20 protein-coding genes are annotated in these 21,832 nt (G+C 47.5%); 11 read left to right on the forward strand and 9 right to left on the reverse strand.

The window, feature by feature from the left end:
* The first annotated feature begins 206 nt into the window (after positions 1-206).
* On the forward strand, positions 207-1,073 hold the full coding sequence (locus ACNI29_RS14165) for a DNA polymerase III delta subunit-related protein (RefSeq protein WP_419779013.1): 867 nt from the start codon (positions 207-209) through the stop codon (positions 1,071-1,073).
* 10 nt (positions 1,074-1,083) lie between these two features.
* Here ACNI29_RS14165 and ACNI29_RS14170 read toward each other — a convergent pair whose 3' ends face one another.
* From ACNI29_RS14170 to ACNI29_RS14195, 6 genes are all read right to left on the reverse strand, one after another.
* Positions 1,084-1,854 (reverse strand): substrate-binding periplasmic protein, encoded by a 771-nt coding sequence (locus tag ACNI29_RS14170; protein WP_419779014.1) that lies wholly within the window; start codon positions 1,852-1,854, stop codon positions 1,084-1,086.
* Positions 1,855-2,010: 156 nt separating this feature from the next.
* Positions 2,011-3,501: a S41 family peptidase gene (locus tag ACNI29_RS14175; protein WP_419779015.1), complete on the reverse strand. Its 1,491-nt coding sequence runs from the start codon at positions 3,499-3,501 to the stop codon at positions 2,011-2,013.
* A gap of 755 nt (positions 3,502-4,256) precedes the next feature.
* Positions 4,257-5,267, reverse strand: coding sequence for an alpha-hydroxy-acid oxidizing protein (locus ACNI29_RS14180; protein ID WP_419779016.1), 1,011 nt, complete (start codon positions 5,265-5,267; stop codon positions 4,257-4,259).
* A 21-nt stretch (positions 5,268-5,288) separates the two neighbouring features.
* Positions 5,289-6,086: a sulfite exporter TauE/SafE family protein gene (locus ACNI29_RS14185; RefSeq protein ID WP_419779017.1), complete on the reverse strand. Its 798-nt coding sequence runs from the start codon at positions 6,084-6,086 to the stop codon at positions 5,289-5,291.
* 28 nt (positions 6,087-6,114) lie between these two features.
* Complete coding sequence (locus ACNI29_RS14190; protein WP_419779018.1) at positions 6,115-6,813, reverse strand: FadR/GntR family transcriptional regulator; 699 nt, start codon at positions 6,811-6,813, stop codon at positions 6,115-6,117.
* A gap of 231 nt (positions 6,814-7,044) precedes the next feature.
* Entirely contained in the window at positions 7,045-7,695 is a 651-nt protein-coding gene (locus ACNI29_RS14195; RefSeq protein WP_419779019.1) for a succinate dehydrogenase/fumarate reductase transmembrane subunit, read from the reverse strand.
* A 335-nt stretch (positions 7,696-8,030) separates the two neighbouring features.
* Between ACNI29_RS14195 and ACNI29_RS14200 the strand changes: the two genes are divergently transcribed.
* Positions 8,031-10,874, forward strand: coding sequence for a M16 family metallopeptidase (locus ACNI29_RS14200; protein WP_419779020.1), 2,844 nt, complete (start codon positions 8,031-8,033; stop codon positions 10,872-10,874).
* A 44-nt stretch (positions 10,875-10,918) separates the two neighbouring features.
* Here ACNI29_RS14200 and ACNI29_RS14205 read toward each other — a convergent pair whose 3' ends face one another.
* Positions 10,919-11,548 (reverse strand): YigZ family protein, encoded by a 630-nt coding sequence (locus ACNI29_RS14205; protein ID WP_419779021.1) that lies wholly within the window; start codon positions 11,546-11,548, stop codon positions 10,919-10,921.
* 186 nt (positions 11,549-11,734) lie between these two features.
* On the opposite strand from ACNI29_RS14205, the gene ACNI29_RS14210 reads away from it, so the two are divergent.
* Both ACNI29_RS14210 and ACNI29_RS14215 read left to right on the forward strand, forming a co-directional pair.
* Positions 11,735-12,079, forward strand: a complete 345-nt coding sequence (locus ACNI29_RS14210; RefSeq protein ID WP_419779022.1) for a DVU0772 family protein — start codon at positions 11,735-11,737, stop codon at positions 12,077-12,079.
* A 303-nt stretch (positions 12,080-12,382) separates the two neighbouring features.
* Positions 12,383-13,573 (forward strand): aminotransferase-like domain-containing protein, encoded by a 1,191-nt coding sequence (locus ACNI29_RS14215; RefSeq protein ID WP_419779023.1) that lies wholly within the window; start codon positions 12,383-12,385, stop codon positions 13,571-13,573.
* 70 nt (positions 13,574-13,643) lie between these two features.
* On the opposite strand, the gene ACNI29_RS14220 is transcribed toward ACNI29_RS14215, so the two are convergent.
* Together ACNI29_RS14220 and ACNI29_RS14225 are read right to left on the reverse strand one after the other, a co-directional pair.
* A complete protein-coding gene (locus ACNI29_RS14220; RefSeq protein ID WP_419779024.1) occupies positions 13,644-14,549 on the reverse strand; it encodes a peptidoglycan DD-metalloendopeptidase family protein in 906 nt (301 codons plus the stop codon).
* Between the two features lie 75 nt (positions 14,550-14,624).
* Positions 14,625-15,374, reverse strand: coding sequence for a tRNA lysidine(34) synthetase (locus ACNI29_RS14225; protein ID WP_419779025.1), 750 nt, complete (start codon positions 15,372-15,374; stop codon positions 14,625-14,627).
* Between the two features lie 200 nt (positions 15,375-15,574).
* Here ACNI29_RS14225 and ACNI29_RS14230 point away from each other — a divergent pair, with 200 nt between their 5' ends.
* From ACNI29_RS14230 to ACNI29_RS14260, 7 genes are all read left to right on the forward strand, one after another.
* A complete protein-coding gene (locus tag ACNI29_RS14230) occupies positions 15,575-16,885 on the forward strand; it encodes a DUF4340 domain-containing protein (protein WP_419779026.1) in 1,311 nt (436 codons plus the stop codon).
* A 39-nt stretch (positions 16,886-16,924) separates the two neighbouring features.
* Positions 16,925-17,146 carry a DNA-directed RNA polymerase subunit omega gene (rpoZ, locus tag ACNI29_RS14235; RefSeq protein ID WP_419779027.1) on the forward strand — a complete coding sequence of 74 codons (222 nt, stop codon included), beginning with the start codon at positions 16,925-16,927 and terminating at the stop codon, positions 17,144-17,146.
* A gap of 3 nt (positions 17,147-17,149) precedes the next feature.
* On the forward strand, positions 17,150-18,271 hold the full coding sequence (gene dnaJ / locus ACNI29_RS14240) for a molecular chaperone DnaJ (protein ID WP_419779028.1): 1,122 nt from the start codon (positions 17,150-17,152) through the stop codon (positions 18,269-18,271).
* 1 nt (position 18,272) lies between these two features.
* A complete protein-coding gene (moaC, locus tag ACNI29_RS14245; protein ID WP_419779029.1) occupies positions 18,273-18,749 on the forward strand; it encodes a cyclic pyranopterin monophosphate synthase MoaC in 477 nt (158 codons plus the stop codon).
* 181 nt (positions 18,750-18,930) lie between these two features.
* Positions 18,931-20,637: an FAD-dependent oxidoreductase gene (locus tag ACNI29_RS14250; protein ID WP_419779030.1), complete on the forward strand. Its 1,707-nt coding sequence runs from the start codon at positions 18,931-18,933 to the stop codon at positions 20,635-20,637.
* Between the two features lie 230 nt (positions 20,638-20,867).
* The gene (locus tag ACNI29_RS14255) at positions 20,868-21,263 is read left to right on the forward strand and encodes a response regulator (RefSeq protein WP_419779031.1); all 396 of its coding nucleotides are present in this window, start codon (positions 20,868-20,870) and stop codon (positions 21,261-21,263) included.
* Positions 21,264-21,424: 161 nt separating this feature from the next.
* On the forward strand, positions 21,425-21,811 hold the full coding sequence (locus tag ACNI29_RS14260; protein WP_419779032.1) for a DUF3568 family protein: 387 nt from the start codon (positions 21,425-21,427) through the stop codon (positions 21,809-21,811).
* Positions 21,812-21,832 lie beyond the last annotated feature (21 nt).

A 21,832-nucleotide genomic window follows, 5' to 3' on the forward strand; every position in this document is an offset into this window, starting at 1 on the left:
TACTAAGCTTCGCTGCAGGGGACCATACGGAGTGCTGAGTATTTTGACATTTCTTTCCCACGTAAATTTTGCGTGGGTTTTGGCGTTTTTGAGGCTTGGATGTTCTTTGGAAAAAGGACGCGAAGCATAATAAAAGTTTTTGGGATTCTTAAACCCTTTTTACAAAAAGGGTTTAAGGCCCCCGGCAGGGTCGCCGAAGGCATCATATGTTCACATCTATTCAGGAAACAGCATCCAGACAGAATCTGGTTCTGCCCCGCTTTGCAAAGCTGGCGCAGAAGCCTCCGCAGTGCCTGCTGATTGAAGGCGGCAGCGCAGACGAACGCATGGATATGGCTCGTTACTGGGCTTGTGTGCTCAACTGCGAGAATGGTCAGGAGCCTTGCGGCAGATGCCAAAACTGCCAACAGATAGCGGGCAATGCCTTCAATGACTTTTTGCTCATTGACCGCGAAGAGAATGAAAGCGGGACCGGGCTTAAGCAAGATATCTCTGTCGATTCAATCCGCGAACTCCTTCCGGTCTGGGGGCAGCCTCCGAATGGCGGTGGAACCCGTGTTACCGTGGTCCGTGAGGCGCAGCACCTCAACGGCAACTCTGCCAACGCGCTGCTCAAAACTCTTGAAGAACCACGTCCGGGCAATGTCTTTGTCCTTACTGCGCCGCAACGTGAACGACTGTTGGAAACTCTCGTTTCGCGCAGTTGGGTGATCACACTCGCTTGGCCTACCGATCAGCAGAACACACCGGAAGTTGCAGCATGGGTTAATGCCATGTGCCATTTCTGGCGCTCTGGGCAGGGCTGGTTTGCGCGAACCTCTGCTAAAGGGGCACTGGATAAAGAGATGGGATTGCAGGTGGTTCTTGGCTGTCAGCGGGAACTAAGGAATGCGCTCATTAATCCCCAGTCCACACCAATTGCGAACACCATATCCGGCCTGTTCGATGCTAAAGGAATGCGCCGCCTGGACCTCATTCTGGGTAAGGCTCAGGAGTCGCTCAATTACAATGTGAATCCGCCGTTGGTCCTTGACTGGGTCTGCACTGCGGCCATGCCGCGTAAGCGGCGGTAGAGTCTTTGAGCTAGTTAGTAGCAAAGGCTTCGTTTTTTAAATCAGCGATAGCCTTGTTTATGAGTTGGATCACTTCATCTGAGATATTCTTTGAAAACATCAGGTGTCGTTTGTTGCCGGTGGTGATATCCGCCATGGGTAAAGAGTAGAATTCATTTTTGTTGAGATTGGACTTCTCGATTATTGAGGCTATTTCTTCAGGCGCAAGAAGACAGAAGTCAATGTGAGCCGAGTGAAGCATCTTCACCAGTTGTTCCGTTGTTACTGATAAGGCATGGGCTGAATGCGGATATCTGCTGATCAGATTATCAATATATTCGCCCATGGAATGTCCGGCTATAAATCCTGTCTTGAATTTTTCTTGAGCTAAAATTTCCTGTAATGTCTTGAAGTGCTTAAATTTGTTGTAGTTGTCGAGTCTGATCAAGGCTACGATGGGGGCATTCTGATAGATTGGCTGCGAAAATTTTGCATATTTCAACCGTTCTTTGGTTTTAAACCAGCCTATGGAGACAAATGTGCTGTCTTTCTGGATAGTATGCAGGATTCTTTTAGAGGGCATACTTTTGTAGCAGCACTGATGTCCTGCCTGCACCATAATCTTCCGGGTCAGTTCAAGTAAAAAACCGGTTGGCTTTTGTTGCGCATTGGTAAAATAGTACGGCGGAAGTTCTATGTAGCCGATTGTCAGATGTTCTGCGCTGGCAACACTGCGCAGGATAAACAGTGTGGATAAAGTAATTGCTATACAGCTTATTGCGGCAAGAAGGCGCTTGAGCATGTTTCGTTCAATCCCCAGCTAGAATATTGAAACTGAAAAACAAGCCATGTTAATTATATTTTTAGTAGAACTTCATAATAGTGCCATACGTACTTAAAAATGTCTATCCAGCCGGAAATATTATTGCTGGGTCTGCGGGAAAAATTGACTTAGGATCTATTTTGTCTCCAGCGACTGTAGAAAGTTGATAGCAAAGTCTAATTCTACATCGATTCTTTTTACATATTTGATCATGTTTTCGCTTGTGCGGGGAACGCGGTTTGTCGGTGCAATGCCGCCAATTCCGTTTTTACTGTCGAGTTGGATCACCCTGAATTGGTCCAATGACTGCCCTGTAGGGAAGTTCGCTTGCAAGTGGTACGGCATTTCGATTTCGCCACCGGTCATGCCGAACGAACCGTTGGTCCCGTATAATCCCACAACATATCCGTTAGGTAAATTCCGTATGGCCATAGCCACACCTTCCGCAGAGCTGGTGGTGTCCGGGTTCACAAGAGCAACAATTGGTCTGGTGAACTGGGGGGATTGCGGAGTGATGTTGAGCGGGATTCCCCATCCAATTATATATGAGTCGTCCTGACTTGGCAGGAGGATCTGGCGTTGATCATTGTATGTGTTGTAAAGGTTTTGATATTCATAAAATGTTGTTTCTGAATAAAAAAATCCGGATATCTTAGCGGCCAGATCATCAGATCCACCGCCGTTTGCCCTTAAATCAATGATCAGTCCCGGAACATTTCTGGAAGTCAGAAAGTTCATAGCCTCTTTGAATTTATCAAAGAGCTGGTCAAAAGATATTGTCTTGCTTTCCAGAGTCCCGAGCTGGATGTAACCGTATCCGCTGGGAAGTATTTTGTATTTGATAGGGTCGTTATCATCAATTTTTTTCCAAAATTCCGTTTTCTGCTGGATAGTTGTGTTATCATTTACGGCGGTAAGCATCACGGTTGTCACTGCGGACCCGTCCGGACGGGAAAATTTTATTCTGCTTGATGTGTTGACCGGAGCAAGGGTAAGTGCTCTGTATTGTTCATACTTCTTCAATTCATTTGTAGCTATTGATGCCGGGTTCGGACGCCATAGTATGGATTTTTCTGCTGCTGCTGTGGTAATGGTAACATCATTCCACTCCAGTATTTCATCGCCTACGATTATTCCGGCCCGGGCAGCAGGGCCATTTGTGGTTACAGTTGTGGCGATAACCCGGCCATCATCAAGTTCTGCTATGCCAAATCCATATGACCCTTCATGGAATTGGTTGAGAAAAGGAAGAATGGTGTTTTCCCATGTCACATGTCCATCCGGGATAGATCTTGTATACTTAAGCAGCGCGGTAATGTAGGCATCTGTGTCATTGGTGTTTTCAGCGACCACTATCTGGGGGCGGATTTCGTTATTCAGGGCTACCCAGTCAATGCTTTTCCAGTGTCCAAAGGCATATGTTTTGACCATGAAAGCATGAAATTTATCATAAGCATCCAGCATTGCATCATTGCTGAAATCCTGTGTTTCTAATTTCTTGAAAATTTTTTGCTCATTAGTAGAGCTGCAGCCTGTATTCCCATTGAAGATGAGGATAGAGCTGATGGCAAAAAATAGTAAGGCGTATTTTCTGAAGAAAGCAATAATGCTAAGCTTATTTAACATACCTAACCTAACGCAAGTTTAGTTATTATACATACACAAGACTGTCTAAAACAGTTTGTTATGTATCATCTAGTAGTCTCATTAGGAATATTTTTTTGTATCATCTTTTCAGCTGTATTTATGTTGTTCAATAAAAAAGAAAACCCCGGCTGGAACGCTAGTTCCAGCCGGGGGCTTGTAATCATGTTCTGCAGATTAATAGGTACAGTGTCCTAACCACAAGTTGACGGTCTGCTTTTAGTTTAACCTAAATTACGCGTATCAACCAAGATTAGCGGTTGTTATGAAATTATTCTCAACGCGTCTAAACCGATTTGATGGTTGGTTACAAAGTTTCAATAAATCCGTTTTGCCTTTGAAGAGGGGGTCCATTTTCGCATTTGCCGGAATAACCGGCTATTTCCAATCTCTCCGTGGGCCCGGTGGAGGTCTTAAAAGAACTCTCGCGGTAGGCTCCCCTCGAATTGAGCCTCGCTCTGAGACTCGCCTTTAGAAAGTGACATCAAATTGATTTCACTCCCGTCCTGAGGGTTGGTTGCGAGTTGCATTTTTAACAACTACCTCTGCCTTTGATTAAAAGATAACTCTGGTAATGAGTCTCGTCAACATCAAAAGCATTTTTTTATGAATAAAAAGTGATATTTTTATTTATTGTTAGGTCACAACGAAATGCAATAAGCTTTTATTGTTTATAATAGAAAAGCCCCGCATTGCTGCGGGGCTGCCTTTCAAATCTGTAGCAAAAGTTTTTTTTACTAGCGATACAATGCTCGAATGTCTACGAAGCTTGCTTTTTCAGTTCCGGTAAGCACCATGGCTGCTGTCAGTTCGGTTTTGAGTTGATCGATGTATTTTTCCGCTCCTTCCTGCAATCCTCCTACGGTGGCAATGGAGAAAGGGCGTCCAATCATGACTGCATCAGCGCCGAGGGCCAGCATCTTGAGCACGTCAATTCCGGTGCGCACTCCGCCATCGACCATCACGCTGCATTGTCCGGCTACAGCCCGGGAAATTTCGAAGAGCACTTCCGCAGTTCCAGGGCAGGAATCCAGAACACGTCCGCCGTGGTTGGAAACTACGATTCCTTTTGCGCCGGCATCAATTGCCATGCGTGCTTCGTCCGGGGTCATGATGCCCTTAAGGATGAAGTCCGCGTTTACTGATTCGATGATCTCACGCAGCTTGCGCATGCATTTGGGAGTAACAGGGCGGCCCATTTTTTTGAGGGTGATCAGGCCGGCAGCATCAATATCCATACCGATGATTTTACAGCCGGTTTCTTCGGCCTTTTGCAGCTTTTCATTAAGTTCTTTGTCTTCCCAAGGCTTGATGAAAGGTATGCCGTGTCCATCTACCTCTTTAATGGCAGCAAATCCGCTTTCGTGGATAAAAGCCGGAACACCGTCACCGGTACAACCGATGATGCCTTTTTCCTTACAGCCTTTGAGCTTGTTGGTGATGTAGTCCAGCTCGCTGATCTTGCCGCCCATGTTGAATTCCACTCCGCCGATGGGGGCAGCAATTACAGGAATATCAAGATCAATGCCCATGACGTTGACGGAGGTGTCCGGTTCGCTGAATTCATGGATGGTGCGCATATTCAGTTTAAGGTCTTCGAGGGCTTTCACGTTGTTTTTGAAGCTGGCAGCAGTGCCGAGCCCGCCCATGCCGGGAACTTCGCCCACGCAGGCTTTACCGTTACAAACAGGACAGACTTTGCAGTAGCCTTTCATCAAATCACGTGCGTTATCGCGTACTTCTTTCATGAAATTTCTCCTTAATACATATTAGAAAATAGTAACCAGCATACGGGTTGCTACAATGATCAGCAGCACGGCAAAAATCTTTTTCAACTTACCAACGGGCAGGCTGTGCGCGAGGCGTACACCAAGCGGAGCGGTAAGCATACTTGCGGAAACAATGCCGATCAATGCTGGCAGGTAAACATATCCGAAACAATAGTCAGGTAATCCCTGCACACCAAGACCTGTCCAGACATATCCGGCAGTACCTGCAATAGCGATTGGCAGACCGATGGCAGCAGCGGTTCCGATGGCGGTGTGGATGACGATGTTGCACATAGTCAGGAAGGGTACGGAAAGTGTTCCTCCGCCGATACCGACCAGACTGGAAAAAATACCAATGACGTTACCGGCCACAAACAAGCCTTGGAAGCCGGGGACCTGCCGCGAGGCTTTCGGCTTAAGTCCGAAGAGCATCTGTGAGGCTACATAGTAGAGAAAGACAACAAAAATTCCTTTCAGGAAATTGGTATTCATAAATGAGGTGGACAGGGAGCCGAGAAATGTACCCAGAATGATGCCCGGGGTGATGGTCTTGAAAATGTCCCAGCGGACGGCTCCGCGTTTATTGTGCGAACGCATGCTTGAGAGGGAGGTGAAAATGATGCTCGCAAGGGATGTTCCCAGTGCTATGTGCATCAGATGCACTTCCGGGATGCCGAGCGGCGGCAGGGTGAAAACGAGGATGGGTACAATTACCAGCCCCCCTCCGATGCCGAGCAGGCCGGCCAGAATTCCGGCAAAAACACCAAGTACAATAAAAATCAGTAAGGTGGAGAACATTCGTTCCTCCTCTGCTTTTAGCTACAGGTTAATCGGATGAATTACGGCCTGTTGCCGCTTCCTCGACTTCAACTATGTGCTGACGCATGGCTTCACGGGCCTGCGTCGGATTGCGCTGTTCTAGTGCCTCAAGAATTCTGAAATGGGCCTCTATGGATGCTTTCTGCCTTGCAGGGGGCTGCAGGATTTCACTGCGGCTTTCTTTCATGATTCGGTCAAGGGCCTGCATCATTTCCGGGAATATTGAGTTTCCGGTCGCTTTTGCGATTTCAAGGTGCAGGCTGGCATCGAGGTCGCTGCTGTTTTTGCCGCTTTGGGCTTTCATCTGCTGATCGCAGACAATGACTTTCATGCGGTTCAGGGCTTCATCATTCATTGAGGCAGCTGCCAAAGCAGCAATCTCAGGCTCAATTACTTTGCGGAATTGGAAAATATCACTGATGCGTTTTTTCTGGTCGCTGAAAGCGGTTGTGAAAGCATCGAAAATATCGGCATCCATGTCCGTCAGAATGTATGTCCCATCCCCACGGCGGCTTTCCACCAGATTTTTTTGCGCCAGTGACTTGATGGCTTCCCGAATCGAACTTCTGGAGACTTTGAATCGTTCCGCTAAAGTCCTTTCTGCAGGAAGTTTGTCACCTTTTTTCAGGTTGCCGGATTCAATCAGCTCGGCAATCTGCCGGGAAACTGCCTGCTGCACTGTTTTTGTTGGATTTTTTGAATCCATAATGGGTCCTACCAATTTTTGTTTTTGAACAATTGGTCTGACCAATAGCATTGATTGGTAAATCAAGCAATAGCGGAGGGTACAAAAAAAGCTGCCTATCATTCAGATAAGCAGCTTTTTGAAATTAATTAGCTAGGCTAACTATCAAAGATTCCAAGGGGGCTTAGCTCCTTTGGTTCCGCCGGAGGCGAAATGAAATAATCCCAAAGCGCGCAGCGCATCAATTTTATATTATGCACTCAAAGTCATGAATCTGGCCAGAGTTGCCAGACCGATGCAGATAAAGAATACAGCAAGTCCGGTGGCGAACTTATTGAGTTTGCCACGCTGGTAGTCTTTAACGAATCCCCATTTCACGGCAATGCGGTAAAGTCCTGCTACAACGTGCATCACCACTAGCGGTGCAAGCACGAGGTAGAAGAAAATCCAAGGTCCGGACTGGATGCGTTCCGCTGAACGGGCTGCGGTGATGGGCAGATCGCTGAGCACAGCCCACATGTGGATTGCCCCCATAACAAGGATGAGCATGGCGGACACCACCTGCACGACCCAAAGCCATGTATCGCGGTGCTTAAGCATTTTTGCGTGTTTCCAGATGGTTTTCTGACCCTCAAGGCGGAAGGGGATCTTACGCGCCGCAAGGTAGAAATGAAAAAGAAAAAGCAGGAAAAGGAGCGGCCCGCCGATCTGGGCCATGTAGTTTTCCTCATAAGTGTGAGCAATTGTGTCCATGATTTTAGGACTGAAAATTACACTTGAAACAAGGCTCATATGCATAAATACAAAAATGATAAGAGCAACCCCAGAGAACATCTGGAGCCAATCCAGAATAGCGTCGCTCCGTCCACGCCTGGTGGGAGCAACAGTAGCTTTAAAAGACATCAGCACCTCCGTATAATAATTGAAATAAAATACCTCGCAACTGGTATTTTCCGCGCCGGTGATAATGTCCGGCGTAAGTTGTTTTGTCAATCAACATATACATACTTTTGTGACGATAACCCTTTGGAATAGCGGGCGTGGGGGTGGATTTGACTTTTTTCGCAAAAGTAGCTGCGGCAAAGCTGTTTTTACGAACTTTTTGTATCCTTCCGTTGACCTGAACGAAAGCCGTGCTTAATTTTATTTTTCTGTATTTATGGGATATTGTTAGTCGCCCTCTATTTTTACGATAATTTGTAGTTCAAACCAGATTGACATACCGGAGTTTAAAAGACATGGTCCCACAACAAAATGTGAAGGCTGTTGCAGCCGTTAAAGGATTTGACTTTGAGAAATTATGTATTTTCATGCTGCTTTGCGGGGTGCTTTTAATGAGTACCGGATGCAAAGTTGAAAGAATAGATGCCGAGCAAAAAGAGGCCGCTGGCGGAGTTGTAACGCAAGGGTCTGAAGCACCTGCCTCTGCGTCAGCTGCCGCTCCTGCCGTAGCTCCTGTAGTTGAAGATGCTGCCCGTAAAGCAGCAGCAGAACTCAGCGACGAGATCAAAAATGCCCTTGCTTCGGGTGAAGGTCCGCACGTTATCAAGCTTAAAAACGGCATGTCTGTCCTTATTAAGGAAGATGACCGTTTCCCGTTGGTCAATGTGCGTCTTTTTGTGCATGCCGGATCTGCTTATGAAGAACCGGATCAGGCAGGCATAAGCCACCTGCTGGAGCATATGGTATTCAAAGGAACCGAGACTCGCGGTCCCGGTGAAACCGCCCGTGAGATTGAGTCTGTCGGCGGTGACATGAATGCCGCAACCAGCTTTGACTACACTGTATATTATGTGGAAGTGCCTGAAAGCGAATGGAAGCTGGGCATGGACATAGTCGCCGACATGACTTTCAACGCGAAGATTGACTCCGAAGAGTTGAAATCCGAGCGTGAGGTTGTACTTTCTGAGCTGGAGCGCGGAGAAGATAATCCCGGCAGCAGGATTTTTAAGACCCTGCAGTCGATTGTCTGGAAAGACACCAGCTACCAGTGGCCCATCATCGGTTACCGCGACACCGTAAAAGGAATTTCCTCCGAAGATATTCATGCCTACATCGACCGTCTTTATCAGCCGCAGTCCATGCTGCTGACAGTTGTCGGTAAGATCGATCCTGAAGCAGTGGTCAAGGAAGCTGAAAAGCTTTGCGGCAGCCGCAAGTCTGTAGCTCCGGTTGTACCGCCCACTTCTTTTGAAGTTCCTGCCAGCGGTAAAACCACTGTTAAGGTTGTTCCCGGTAAGTGGAATAAGGCATACATCGGTGCGGCATTCCCCATTCCAGGTCTTGATTCTGCTAAGATCGCCGGTCTTGAAACCATGTGCGAGCTTCTCGGCGGTAGTGAAACTTCCCGCTTGTACCGTAAATTTAAATACGAAAAGCGTATGGTGGACAGCATCTCTGTTTCTTCCCTGACCCTTGAGCGGGCGGGGATGCTTTACGTTTTCGCCACACTGGATGCGGATAAGGTTGATGAATTCTGGAAGGAGCTCATGGCTGAGCTGTCTTCTGTTGATTTCAATGACTTCACAGACCGCGAAATGGATCGCGTAGTCATTAATCTTGAAGACTCCATGTTCCTGACCAAGGAAACTCTTTCCGGTCTGGCTTCCAAACTGGGATATTTCCAGTTCTTTGAAGACGGTCAGCAGGCAGAGGAAAATTACCTCTATGATCTGCGCAATGTTACCAGAGAACAGTTACAGCAGCTCTATGATGAGTACTTCGATCCTGAAAAGCTGGCCGCTTGCATGCTCATGCCCGAAGGTGTGAATGCCGATGCACAGGTTTTTGAAAAGACTGTTGCCGAAAACTGGCCCGCGAAGAGCAAAGCAGCCGCACAGGCTGATGTTTCCGGTCCGGGTGAAGCCGCTACCATAGAACTGGCTAACGGCAGCAAGCTCGTTTTCATTCCTGATACAACCCTGCCTTACACTGCAATGTCAATGTACTGGGTTGGCGGTGACGCAGATCTTACTTCAGAAGAGCAGGGTCTGGCGGCAATGGTCTCCCAGAGTCTGACCCGTGGAACCGAGTCCCTGAATGCGACGGAACTGGAAGATTTTATTTCCGACCGTGCTGCGTCTCTGGGGGCTACGGCTGGACGTGAAGTATTCGCAATCAATGCAAAGTTCCCTTCCCGTTTTACTGCGGACATGCTTCCTTTGATCACCGAAGTAATCTCCAAACCGCGTTTCGCACCGGAAGAACTTGACCGTGCCAGACAGGATCAGATCTCAGCCATCAAGCGTAAAGAAGATCGTCCATTGAGTCTCGCATTCAGAAATATTTTCCCGTTCCTCTATAAAGATGGGAGTTACTCCTATTTCCACTTGGGAATGCCTGAAGTTGTCGATAACTTTTCCCGTGAGAATGTTATGGCATACTGGCAGAAGCAGTCTTCCAGACCTTTTGTAATTTCCATTTGCGGTGATTATGACCGTGAGGCTCTGGCGGAATTTGCCAAGGAATTGGACGGTAAGCTGGTAACAGCCAGTGAAGCTATCGCCGTTCCTGCTTCAAGCTGGGGAGGGGAGAAGGATCTGACCATGACCCTGCCGGACCGTAATCAGGCACACCTAATGGTGATTTTTCCGGTTCCGGGCATGGAAGATGAAAAAACAACAGCAGGTCTTTCCCTGCTTCGTGCTTCCCTTGCTGGGCAGAGTGGTCTTCTTTTCCGCGACCTGCGCGACAAGCAGGGACTCGGGTATACCGTAACGGCTTTTCTGTGGCAGGCGCCTAAAACAGGATTTATGGCCTTTTATATCGGAACCAAGCCGGAACAGCTTGATCAGGCCATGGCCGGATTTGATAAGACCGTGAAGATGCTGAAGGAGAATGACCTTCCCGAAGCTGAAATTCTGCGTGCCCGTAATATTCTGCGCGGCGAATACTATCAGGATCACCAGAGTCTGCTTTCTCGCAGCCGGGAAGCTGCCAGCCTGATCGTTAAGGGGTTTGAGCCGGATCTTGATCAGAAAATAATTGAGCAGGCTTCGAAAATCGACGCCACTCAAATCCGTGAGTTGATTAATAAATACATCGACTGGGACAACAAATACACGCTGACTGTTAAGCCCTAAAACAAATCATAAACCCCGCCCATCAAGATGAGCGGGGTTTTTAATTATCTCCAGATATCGTCTTCTTCTACTAGGATTTCCGCTGTGCCGTTAGTATCTTCAACAATCCGTCCGCAAAAAATTTCCACCTGATCCGAGGGCATTATCAGAGTGAACATCAGGCTGGCCCCGAAGGATTGTTCTTCGATTTCGGCTCGGTACTTATCAAGCATGCGCCTCAACATTCCTTCCTGTGCATAAGAAATTTCAAGCGTCAGTATGCGCATGGGGACCTTCATTACCACTTCAAGTTCTTCCAACGCCTGTTGCACTGCCCCGGAATAGGCCCGAACAAGACCTCCGGTTCCCAGTTTGATTCCCCCAAAATATCTCGTAACTACAGCAGCTATGTCCCCGATTCCGCTTCCCTGCAGTACCTGTAGCATGGGTTTGCCTGCGGTTCCCTGTGGTTCTCCATCATCACTCATGCCCATATCCCCTGTCTGAGGGGGGCCGGCAATAAATGCAGAGCAATGATGCCGTGCGTCCGGGAATTCAGCCTTAACGGCAGCGATGAACTCTTTGGCTTCTATTCGGCTGCTTACGGGCTTAATGTCGCATATAAAACGGCTTTTTTTGATAGTTTCTTCTGTGCGAATTTTTCTCAGCGGAATTTGGTATGCTTGATTGGCCATGATTAATTAGTCTTTGATATGATTGAATTTGTTTGCAAATAAATCGCTTTGTTCCATTCATACAGCACAGAAATTCAAATTTAAAGTAGTTTCTTGCTTGACATGCTAATAGGAATTGTTATTATTTAATCAAGGTTGATGGGAAACCAACTAATTAAATTTTTTTAGATAAGTAAGGAGATGACTATGGGAAGCCTCAGAGATTACAAGAATTGGGATATTGATTGGGATATGACTCCTGAAGATGCAGTAACTCTCTACCTTGAGTGGGGAAACCATCCTTGGGATTCCAAGTTTGCACCGGTAACTTCCAAGAATGACTATACAAATTATTTCACCGTTTATCTGTGGGACGAAAAGCCCAGAGTGCTTTTTGTACGCAGGAACTCGGAAGAAGCTCGTGAACTGATGAGCATTGAACTGCCTAAGGACATTGCTGAAAGGTTCAGAAAGTCAGTCGGTGGGCTGAAGGGTAATTACCCGATTAACACCGAAGTGCGCGAGTGGATTGAATCGCAGATGAATAATTAGTTCCCATCTCCTTATCATCTAACCAGTTGGGGGGCAGGCTCGGAGTCTGTCCCCCTCTGTTTTTGGGTGTCTAAGAGCGGGCTTATTATTAACTGTCTGTGTATTCAGGTTCTGTATCGTCAAAAAAAATGCATTCTGATACTTGTGTTCTAAATGAAAATCAGTATGCTCTTTCCTATTCCAGCGTTCGCATCTCTTTATTCTATCCGAAAATAAGCAACGAACTGCCGAGAACCCACTGTGATTTGCAGTGGCGAACCACTGTACTCTTTTTTCGACACTAGATTTTGCAAGGAGGCCTATATGCCTATTCAATTCGCAGACCGTATGTCTACCGTCCACAGATCTTTTATCCGTGAAATACTTAAAGTAACACAGGATGCATCCATTATTTCTTTTGCCGGCGGACTGCCTAACCCTGAACTGTTTCCGGTCTCCGATCTGGAACAGGCCGCGGTCAAAGTCATGCGTGAAAGTGGACCGCAATCCATGCAGTATTCAACTACTGAAGGATTTGAGCCACTGCGTCAGTACATTGCCGACCGCTACCATGAGAAAAAAGGTATCGAAGTAAGTGCTGATGAGATCCTGATCACCTCCGGATCACAACAGTGTCTTGATTTGTTGGGTAAGGTATTCCTCAACAGTGGTGATAATGTTGTAATCGAGCGTCCCGGTTATCTCGGTGCGATTCAGTCTTTTTCTGTTTTTGAAGCAAATTTCCTTACCGTAGGTCTTGAAGAAGACGGGCCGGACCTTGCTGAGCTGGAAAGAGTGCTTGATGAAAATGAAGCAAAGATGTTTTACGCCGTTACTAATTTCCAGAATCCATCCGGGTTGACCTACAGCGCAGAGAAACGTGCCGGGGTTGCAGAAGTTCTCAAAGATCGCTCCGTTCTTTTCGTAGAAGATGATCCCTATGGCGAGCTCCGCTTCATGGGCGAATCTCACAAGCCTGTCGTGCGTGGTTTTCTTGAAGATAACGGCATACTGCTTGGTTCTTTTTCAAAGGTTGCAGCTCCTGGGTTCCGTCTGGGCTGGATGGTCTGTCCAACTGAAGTGCGTGATAAACTTATCATCGCCAAACAGGCTTCCGATCTGCATACCAGCACCTTTGCACAGCGTGTGATGCACCAGTATGTCATCGACAATTCGCTTGATGATCATATTGAAAAGATTCGCGAATGTTACGGAAATCAGCGTGCGGCCATGGTTAAGGCAATTGATGAGTATTTCCCTGCTGAAGTGGAAGTAACCCGTCCCGAGGGCGGTATGTTTCTCTGGGTAACCCTGCCCGAAGATTTGTCCTCAATGGATCTGTTTGATGAGGCTATCAAGAATAAAGTTGCCTTTGTTCCGGGGCGTCCTTTCTACGTTGATGGTAGCGGAGAAAATACCTTCCGTCTTAACTTCTCCAATTCTGATGAAGAGCACATTGAAGAAGGTATCAAGCGTCTTGGCGCAGGAATCAAGGAATTTTTAAGCAAGGCTTAATTTAAGGTCTATTCATAAAAACAGAAAAAGGCCCTGAAACATTAGTTTCAGGGCCTTTTTTTAAGCTTTGTTAATTCAGTATGTAGCGCATGGGGTTGACCGGAACGCCGCCAAGCCGCACTTCATAGTGGACATGGGGCCCTGTGGAGCGTCCGGTGTTACCGGCGTAACCGATAAGTTCCCCACGGGTTACGATCTGGCCTTTCTTAACGATAGGCTGTTTCATGTGGCCGTAACGTGTGGCAAGATTAGCCCCGTGGTTGATTTTAACCAGCTTACCGTAACCGCCCTGAGTACCGGAAAAGGAGACTGTTCCTTTGGCCGGGGCATAGATGGGGGTCCCGGTAGGACAGGAAATATCAATGCCTTTATGGTATTCCCGTTTTCCTGTGAAAGGAGAACTTCTCCATCCGAAGGGCGAGGTCACCCATCCTTCTGCGGGCCAAATGGATGGGGTTGCATCCAGAGCATCCTGTTTGGAGCGCATGGAATGAATGATTTCCTGCTGGCGGACTTCTTCGAGCTTCGCTTCGGTGCTTAGCTGGGCGAGGAAGTCGTGCATTTTGCGGACAAGGAGTTCCTGTCTGTAAAGAGGAAGATAGCTGTTTGAGAAATCTGCTCCTGTGGAACCGCCTTTGGGAGCCACATTCTGTACGTTACCTTGATCCAGGTTGATCATTACGCGCAGTTTGGAGTCGAAGTTGCGTACCCGGTCAAGGTCCTGCGAGATGTTTTGCATTTTTTGGGACAGAGAAAGCAGCTGGGCTTTCTGTTCCTGGACTGCTTTCTCGGCACGAGCAAGATTGTTTTCGAGTCCTGAATAATTCTGATAGTATTTCCAGAGGTATATATTCCCTCCGGCGAGTCCTGCAACCAGTGCGAAAAGGAAGAAGAATATCCAGCCGCGAAGTTGGAATTTGCGGGCATTATCGCAGGGGTTTTTAAAAATTACTACGTGATATTTTTTTAATAGCATAGTCGATTTGGGCCTTGATTTATTATGACGTTAGGTTGTCGCTGATCAACAGGCACAATTAAGTTTGTGAATTTTCTATGTTGTTTTCATGTTTAAGTCAAGCTGCCAGCGCCTCAAAGCATTAAAGGTGTTGTTTCTTGAGCCGGGCATTTTGCGCCATTCCTGTTCCAGCCAATCGTTGATTTCACTGCGTTTTGTGTTGTCGTTGGAAGGGCATTTGTTGTCCCATATCGGGAGTCCCCACTGGCGGGCTGCAGCTTTAATATATTTTTTCTCAAGCATGAGTGTTGGACGGATAACGTTCAGTTTTCCCTGAAAGAAAGGTTCGTTGGCAGAAAGACCTTGGATGCGTCCGCTCTGGATCATATTCATATGAAATGTTGTTACGAGGTCGTCGGCTGTGTGGCCGAGGGCCAGATGGGTCAGGTTGTACTGGTCGCAGAGTTCGAAAAGTCTTTTGCGGCGTAGACGGCTGCAATAGAAACACGCAGATTTCTTCTTGTTTTCAGGGCCATGTGCTCTCGGGCCGTAGTCGGTGAGTTCAATGTGTGAAGCCACTCCGTTCTCTCTGCACCAGTCAGAGAGGGGTTTGTGGTTTTCAGGTTTGAATCCCGGGTTGACGTGCAGCACCATGAGCTCAATGTTAAACGGAATGATTGCCTGACGGATGAGCATGGTACGGATCATTACAAAGCTGTCTACTCCGCCAGATACGGCAATGCCTATGCGGTCGCCGTCTTTGATCATTCCGGTCTTCTGCATAAGCATGCCCACTGTGGATACGCATTTTTTTTGGGCAAAGCTCAGTTTTCCCCATTTGGCCATGTTTGCTCCGGGTTTATTTAATAAGTTGTGGAAAAGGTCAGCCTTATATCCTAATATTTATTGTAGAGTGGTGTAAATGATGCTGACGGGATCGGGATTCTGCCTTAAAATAGGTTGACACGCAAGTATTTATCGCTTATTTTAGTAAATTGCTCCCTTGTTGAATAGTTCTTGAGTCTATTAATCCCAAGGTGCTGTTTGTGCTGAAAAGGTTTTTTGTCTTTTTGACTCTGGTCTGCATAGTTTGCGGAGCCTTTTATCTGAGTTCGCCGAAAAAGCCGGTTGAACGTGCTGAGCCTGTCTGGCCTGTTATCAATAAAGATCAGGTGGACAGGCTTGACGTGTGTCCGGTGGAAAAGGATTGCTTTTCTCTTGTTCGTCGGACAGATGGCTGGGGCGTAGTGCAGCACGGCTGGAACGGCACAGTGGAAGCAGATTCCGAAAAAGTGGCATCCCTTCTAGGCGGGCTGGCCGAGGATAAGGCTTTTCGTTGTCTTGGACAAATGGCAGAGGGAGCTTCTGCTGAATATGGCTTCAAGCTTCCCCGCGTGCGTATTTCTGCCGGGGGAGGACAGGAACTGACTATGACCGTAGGGGCTGAGAGTCCTTCCGGTGAAGGATATTTTGCGTTGAATTCAAAGGAGAAGGGCAGCCTTTTTCTGTTGGATAAAGATTTCGTGAATCGCTGTGAGTTTCCGGCGGAACACTATTACAACCTATTTATGCTGCCGGGCAAGCCTAAAGACGTGAACTCAATTTCCCTTGGGCACGGCGGTTCGTTTTCCTGGACACTTGTGAGAAAGGACGGTCCTTTTTCCTTTTCCTTTCCAGCTTTGCTCGGCGGTAAGCCTGCGAGTGGTGGAGATGTGGACCTTTTTCTGCATTCCCTGCTGGAAGTTCCGGCCAAGGGGCTTGTCAGCCGTGGGCCGGGCAAGGAAAGCAGGGTTGTTTTGAATGTTGAAATTTCTTTGCCCAAAAACAGGGTGGAGTCTTTGCAAATTTTTGAGCCGGGCGGGGAAGATAAGCACTATTTGGCCCGTTCTTCCGCGCAGGCCGGTTATTTTGTTTTAAGTGCCGAACATTATGGACAATTGGACAGAGATGTTTTTGTCATGCGTCAACGGAATGTCGTTTCCGTGGCAACTGGAAAGCTCGGCTCTGTCAAGGTTGTTCAAGGCAACCAGACTTTTACCGGAATCAAATCCGATAAGAGCTGGATCAATTTTGAGGATAAAAAGCCGCTCTTGGGGATTGACATGTCTCTATGGCGACTTAATGAATTAAAATTCGAGGCGGAACCGGTGGAGTACCTTTCGGATACTTCCGAAAAGGTGATGGATCTGGAATTGCTGGACGATAGCGGCGTACGTGTCGTTAAGGTTTCATTCTTTTCCGATCCCGAACTTCCTGTCGGGCAATGCTGGCTCTCGCTTGATGATGGCAGCGGATACTTTCCGGTATCCGATAAACTGCTTGAAGATCTGCAGGGACAGATTCCTCTCAGAAAATAGCCGGGAATATCCCGGCATAACCATTGTGTTGGAGATCACATGGCAAGAATCACAGTTGAAGATTGTCTGGCTGAGGTTGGTAACAGATTCCTTATTGTCCAGATGGCCATTAAAAGAGTGAAGCAGTACCGCGAAGGTTACACTCCTCTTGTTGAATCCAAAAACAAAGAAATTGTAACTGCGCTCAGGGAGATTGCCGCTACTAAGGTTCTTCCCGAGAGCTACCATACTCCGGACGGTAAAAAACCCGGCAGTGAATAAGCTATGTCAAAACGTTGTTATTATGAAGTTTTAGAGGTTTCCAGAGAGTCCCAGGAAGGGGAAATTAAACGGGCCTACCGCAAGAAGGCCATGGAATTTCACCCCGACCGCAATCCGGGTAATGCGGAAGCCGAAGAGAAGTTTAAGGAAGCGGCAGAAGCTTATGATATTCTGCGCGATCCTGAAAAAAGAAGTCGCTACGACCGTTTCGGCCATGACGGCGTGAACGGCATGAACGGCGGTTTCGGCGGATTCCAGTCTTCCGAAGATATATTCGGCGCGTTCGGTGATATCTTTGGAGACATTTTCGGTTTCGGCGGCGGAGCTCGCGGTGCAAACCGTATGCAGGCCGGTTCAGACCTGAGGTACAATCTTACTGTTTCCTTCCGTGACGCAGCCAAGGGTACCGAAGTTGAATTGAATATTCCGGTTACCGATACCTGCGATACCTGCGACGGTTCAGGTTCAGCTCCGGGAACTACTCCCGAGACCTGTTCCCACTGTGGCGGCAGGGGGGCTGTTGAACAGACTCAGGGCTTTTTCCGTATCTCTGTTCCATGTCCCGCCTGTAATGGTAAGGGTAAAGTAATAACCAACCCCTGCTCCGATTGTCATGGTGCCGGTTATGTACGTAAGCAGAAGGACCTGAATGTCCGCATCCCTGCTGGTGTGGATAATGGTTCCCGGCTGCGTCTGCGCGGTGAAGGTGAAGCCGGAATGAACGGCGGTCCCCACGGCGATCTGTATGTGGTTATAACTGTTGAGCCGGATAAGGTCTTCAGACGTCAGGGGCAGGATCTGGTGCTTAGTACCGAGATCTCTTTTGTTCAGGCTGCCCTTGGTTACAAGATGGAAATTCCGACCCTTGATGATCCCATTGAAATGGATGTCCCCAAGGGAACCCAGAGCGGTGAGGTTTTCCAGCTTCGCGGACTTGGACTGCCCTATCTCGGCAGCTCCCATAAGGGAGACCTGCTCGTGGAAGTAAAGGTCAAAACTCCCACCGGCCTGAACAGCAGGCAGGAAGAATTGCTTCGGGAGTTTGAAGCCCTTGATGAAGAGAAGCCCATGAAAAAGGTTAAAAAACTCTTTAAAAAAGCAAAAGATAAAGTGATGGGTGAGTAGCATGAGTGAATTTTCCCACATCGATGCCGAAGGCAATGCGACTATGGTGGACGTGGCCGCCAAAGCCGACACCAAACGAATTGCAATTGCCAAAGGAAGGGTGATCCTCAATGAGGAAACCTTCAATCTCCTGCAGCAGCAGGCGCTGCCCAAAGGTGATGCCCTTGCCTCTGCCAAGATAGCAGGCATCATGGGGGCCAAGGAAACTCATCGCCTTATCCCGCTCTGCCATCCCATTGCTCTCAGCTACGTTGACGTGCGTTTCGCCATTAATGAAGCTGATCTGACTATCGAAGTTGAAGGCGAGGCCCGCTGTACCGGTAAAACCGGAGTAGAAATGGAAGCGCTGGTAGCTGTTCAGGTTGCCTGTGCCACCATCTATGACATGTGCAAGGCCGTTCAGAAGGATGTGATTATTTCCGATGTCCGTCTTGTTCGCAAGGAAGGCGGTAAATCCGGACTGTTCGTAGCTGATTAAGCCTTACTTCATTTAATATGAATTAAAGCGGCAGGACTGAATTATCAGACCTGCCGCTTTTCTTTTTCCAAGCTACTTGCGTTTATTCATTAAAATGATTAGTTCGTAGACCAAAGACAATTCCCCTACTGCTTAGACGCTATCCAGTAGTTATGTAAATCTCAAAACAGAGGTTCGGTTCATGTCAGAACATGTAGTTGTCATTGGTGCTGTCGCACTTGGCCCCAAGGCTGCCTGCCGTTTTAAAAGAATCAGGCAGGACGCCAAAGTAACCCTTATCGACAGGGACGAAATTTTTTCCTACGGCGGTTGCGGTATTCCTTACTATGTTTCCGGTGATGTTTCTGAAGCGCACCAGCTTCGCACCACTGCATTTCATATGGTCCGTGATGAGCCTTTCTTTCAGGACATCAAAAGTGTGGATGTGCTTTCCTCCACCGAGGCCACCAAGATCGACCGTCAAAAGAAACAGGTTCACATAAAGAATCTGAAGAGCGGCGAAGAAAGCGTGCTCAATTACGATCAGCTCGTTATCGGTACTGGTGCTACTCCTCGCAAACTCGGACTTCCCGGTGAAGATCTTGAGAACGTATTCTACGTCGGTAACATGCATGATGCCGAAAAGATCAAAAAAGGTATCACTACCGGGCAGTACGGCAAGGCTGTTGTAGTTGGCGCCGGTTTTATCGGCCTTGAAATGGCTGAAGCTTTTTCCGACATGTGGGGCATTGAAACCACTGTTGTAGAAATTTTTGACCAGATTCTGCCTCGTATGTGCAGCCCCGTGCTTGCAAAGATGGGCCAGAACCACATGGAAGAGCAGGGTGTGACCTTCAAGCTTGGACAGACTGTTTCCAAAATTGATGGTGACGAGGTTGTAGAAAAGGTTGTCACCTCAGACGGCGAGATCGAGGCTGACATCGTAATCATTTCAGCCGGTGTTATTCCCAACGACGGCCTCGCACGCGAATGCGGCCTTGATTGCAGCGAACGCGGCGGCATCCTTGTTGATGAAGGCATGCGTACTTCCGATCCCCTGATTTTCTCCGGTGGTGACTGCGCTATCATTAAGAATGCTGTTGATGAATCTCCGCTGTTTCTGCCTATGGGGTCCATGGCTAACAGACAGGGCCGCGTAATCGGCGGTAACCTTGCAGGCCGCAATGAAGTCTTTCCCCCGGCAGCAGGTTCCTGGTGCGTGAAAATTTTCGAACGGGCCATGTCCGGTACCGGAATGAGTCTCGGTGCTGCAAAGCAGGCCGGGTTCGATGCTGTCAGCGTTATGCTGATCATGGCTGACCGCGCTCATTTCTATCCTGAAAGGGATATGATGACCCTTGAGATGGTTGTAGATAAAACAACCCGCCGTGTACTTGGTATTCAGGGTATTTCCGCAGGCGGCGATGCTCTTGTCGGGCGCATCAATGCGGTTGCGGCTCTCATGAAGTTTCAGCCCAAGATTGAAGACATCAGCAACCTTGAGCTTGCTTACTCCCCGCCGTTTGCTTCCGCTATGGACGTTCTCAACGCCATCGCAAACATGGCAGACAACGCTCTGTCAGGTATGAACCACGGACACGGCCCGGATATTTTTGCTGAGTACTGGTCTGAACGTGAAAGCGGTGAATACTGCTTCCTTGACGTTCGCGAAAAGGCTGATGCCGAACCTTTCCTCGAAAAATATCCCGAGCACTGGCACAACATTCCTCAGGGTGAGATTCCCAAGCGTTTCGAGGAGCTTCCCAAGGATAAGAAGCTGGTGCTGGTCTGCAATACCGGTGGTCGCTCCTATGAAGCCCAGATCATGCTCGATGCTCTTGGATTTAAAGAAGTACACAACACACAGGGCGGTATGGCTGTCATTAAAGCTTTTGGTGTTGATATCTAGTTTATTCTATTAGACAATTTGTGCGCCGCTTTTTTTCGGAAAAGCGGCGCTTTTATATTTGAGGATAATCTGTATGTCGATTTTGCAGAATCGGCATACAGAGTGATTGATATTTTTTTTAATTTTGCGTTGCTATGGATTTGCATTTCTTTTAATGTACTATGAAGTAATCAAAGTAAATTGTGGTCATTGACTATTTAAACAACGCATCTTGTGCCAAGTGAGGGGATATGAGGTTTCTTATTATTGACGATGACGAAACCGTTCACATGTATCTGAGTAAACTGCTCTCTCCATATGCTCGTTGTGAGACAGTGTTCAACGGAAATGATGCCATTGAACTTTATAAGAAAGCCCATGAAGAAAAGGACCCTTTCGATACCATTTTCATGGACATTCTTATGCCCGAAATGGACGGTCATGAAGCGACTAAGAAGTTGCGCGAATTGGAGCAGGATATGCAAGTTGACGGCCCTAACGAATTTAAGCTGGTAATGATTACTTCTCTGAAGGATACCAAAAACGTCAGCCAGGCTTTTTTCAAGGGCTATGCAAGCTGTTATATTGTTAAACCGTTCAATAAAGTGCAGGTCATGAATGAGTTGCGCGAGAACAATATACTTTAATATTGCTTGTCAATTAGCCGGTTTTATCCGGCTTTTTTGCTTATAAACTGATATCCGTTGGAGTGCATTTCGGTATACAAAAGTATATGTCCGGTACAGGACAGGTGCTGATTTTATTTTGCTAGCTTAGTCGTAATTTTAAAAATGATCGGAGTTTGGATATGTGGAAGAATAAAATATTAAGTATCTGCCTCGTGTTGGTTATGGGAATAGCTGTATCCGGTTGTGCGGCAGTAGTTCTCGGCGGTGCAGCTGCAGGTGGTACATACGTTTATGTAACCGGACAGGCCAAACAGAAATACAATACCGATCTGGGCAGCACTTATAAGGCAGCATTAAAAGGCACCGAGAGCCTTGGTCTGAAGATCGTCGAGCACAAGAAAAGACTCAGCGAAGCTTCAATAAAAGCTGTCGATGTTGATAAAGACGTTTATATTGACCTCACATATGTTTCCAGCAAGGTTACCGAAGTTTCGGTCAGGTACGGACTTTTTGGAGATGAGGCGGCTTCCCGCGAGATTCTTAAGGCGATCAACAATAATTTCTAGTTCTTATAAAATCGGATTAAA

It is taken from the genome of Maridesulfovibrio spiralis (SeqCode), from assembly GCF_048571135.1.
GTDB classification, from domain to species: Bacteria; Desulfobacterota; Desulfovibrionia; order Desulfovibrionales; family Desulfovibrionaceae; genus Maridesulfovibrio; species Maridesulfovibrio spiralis.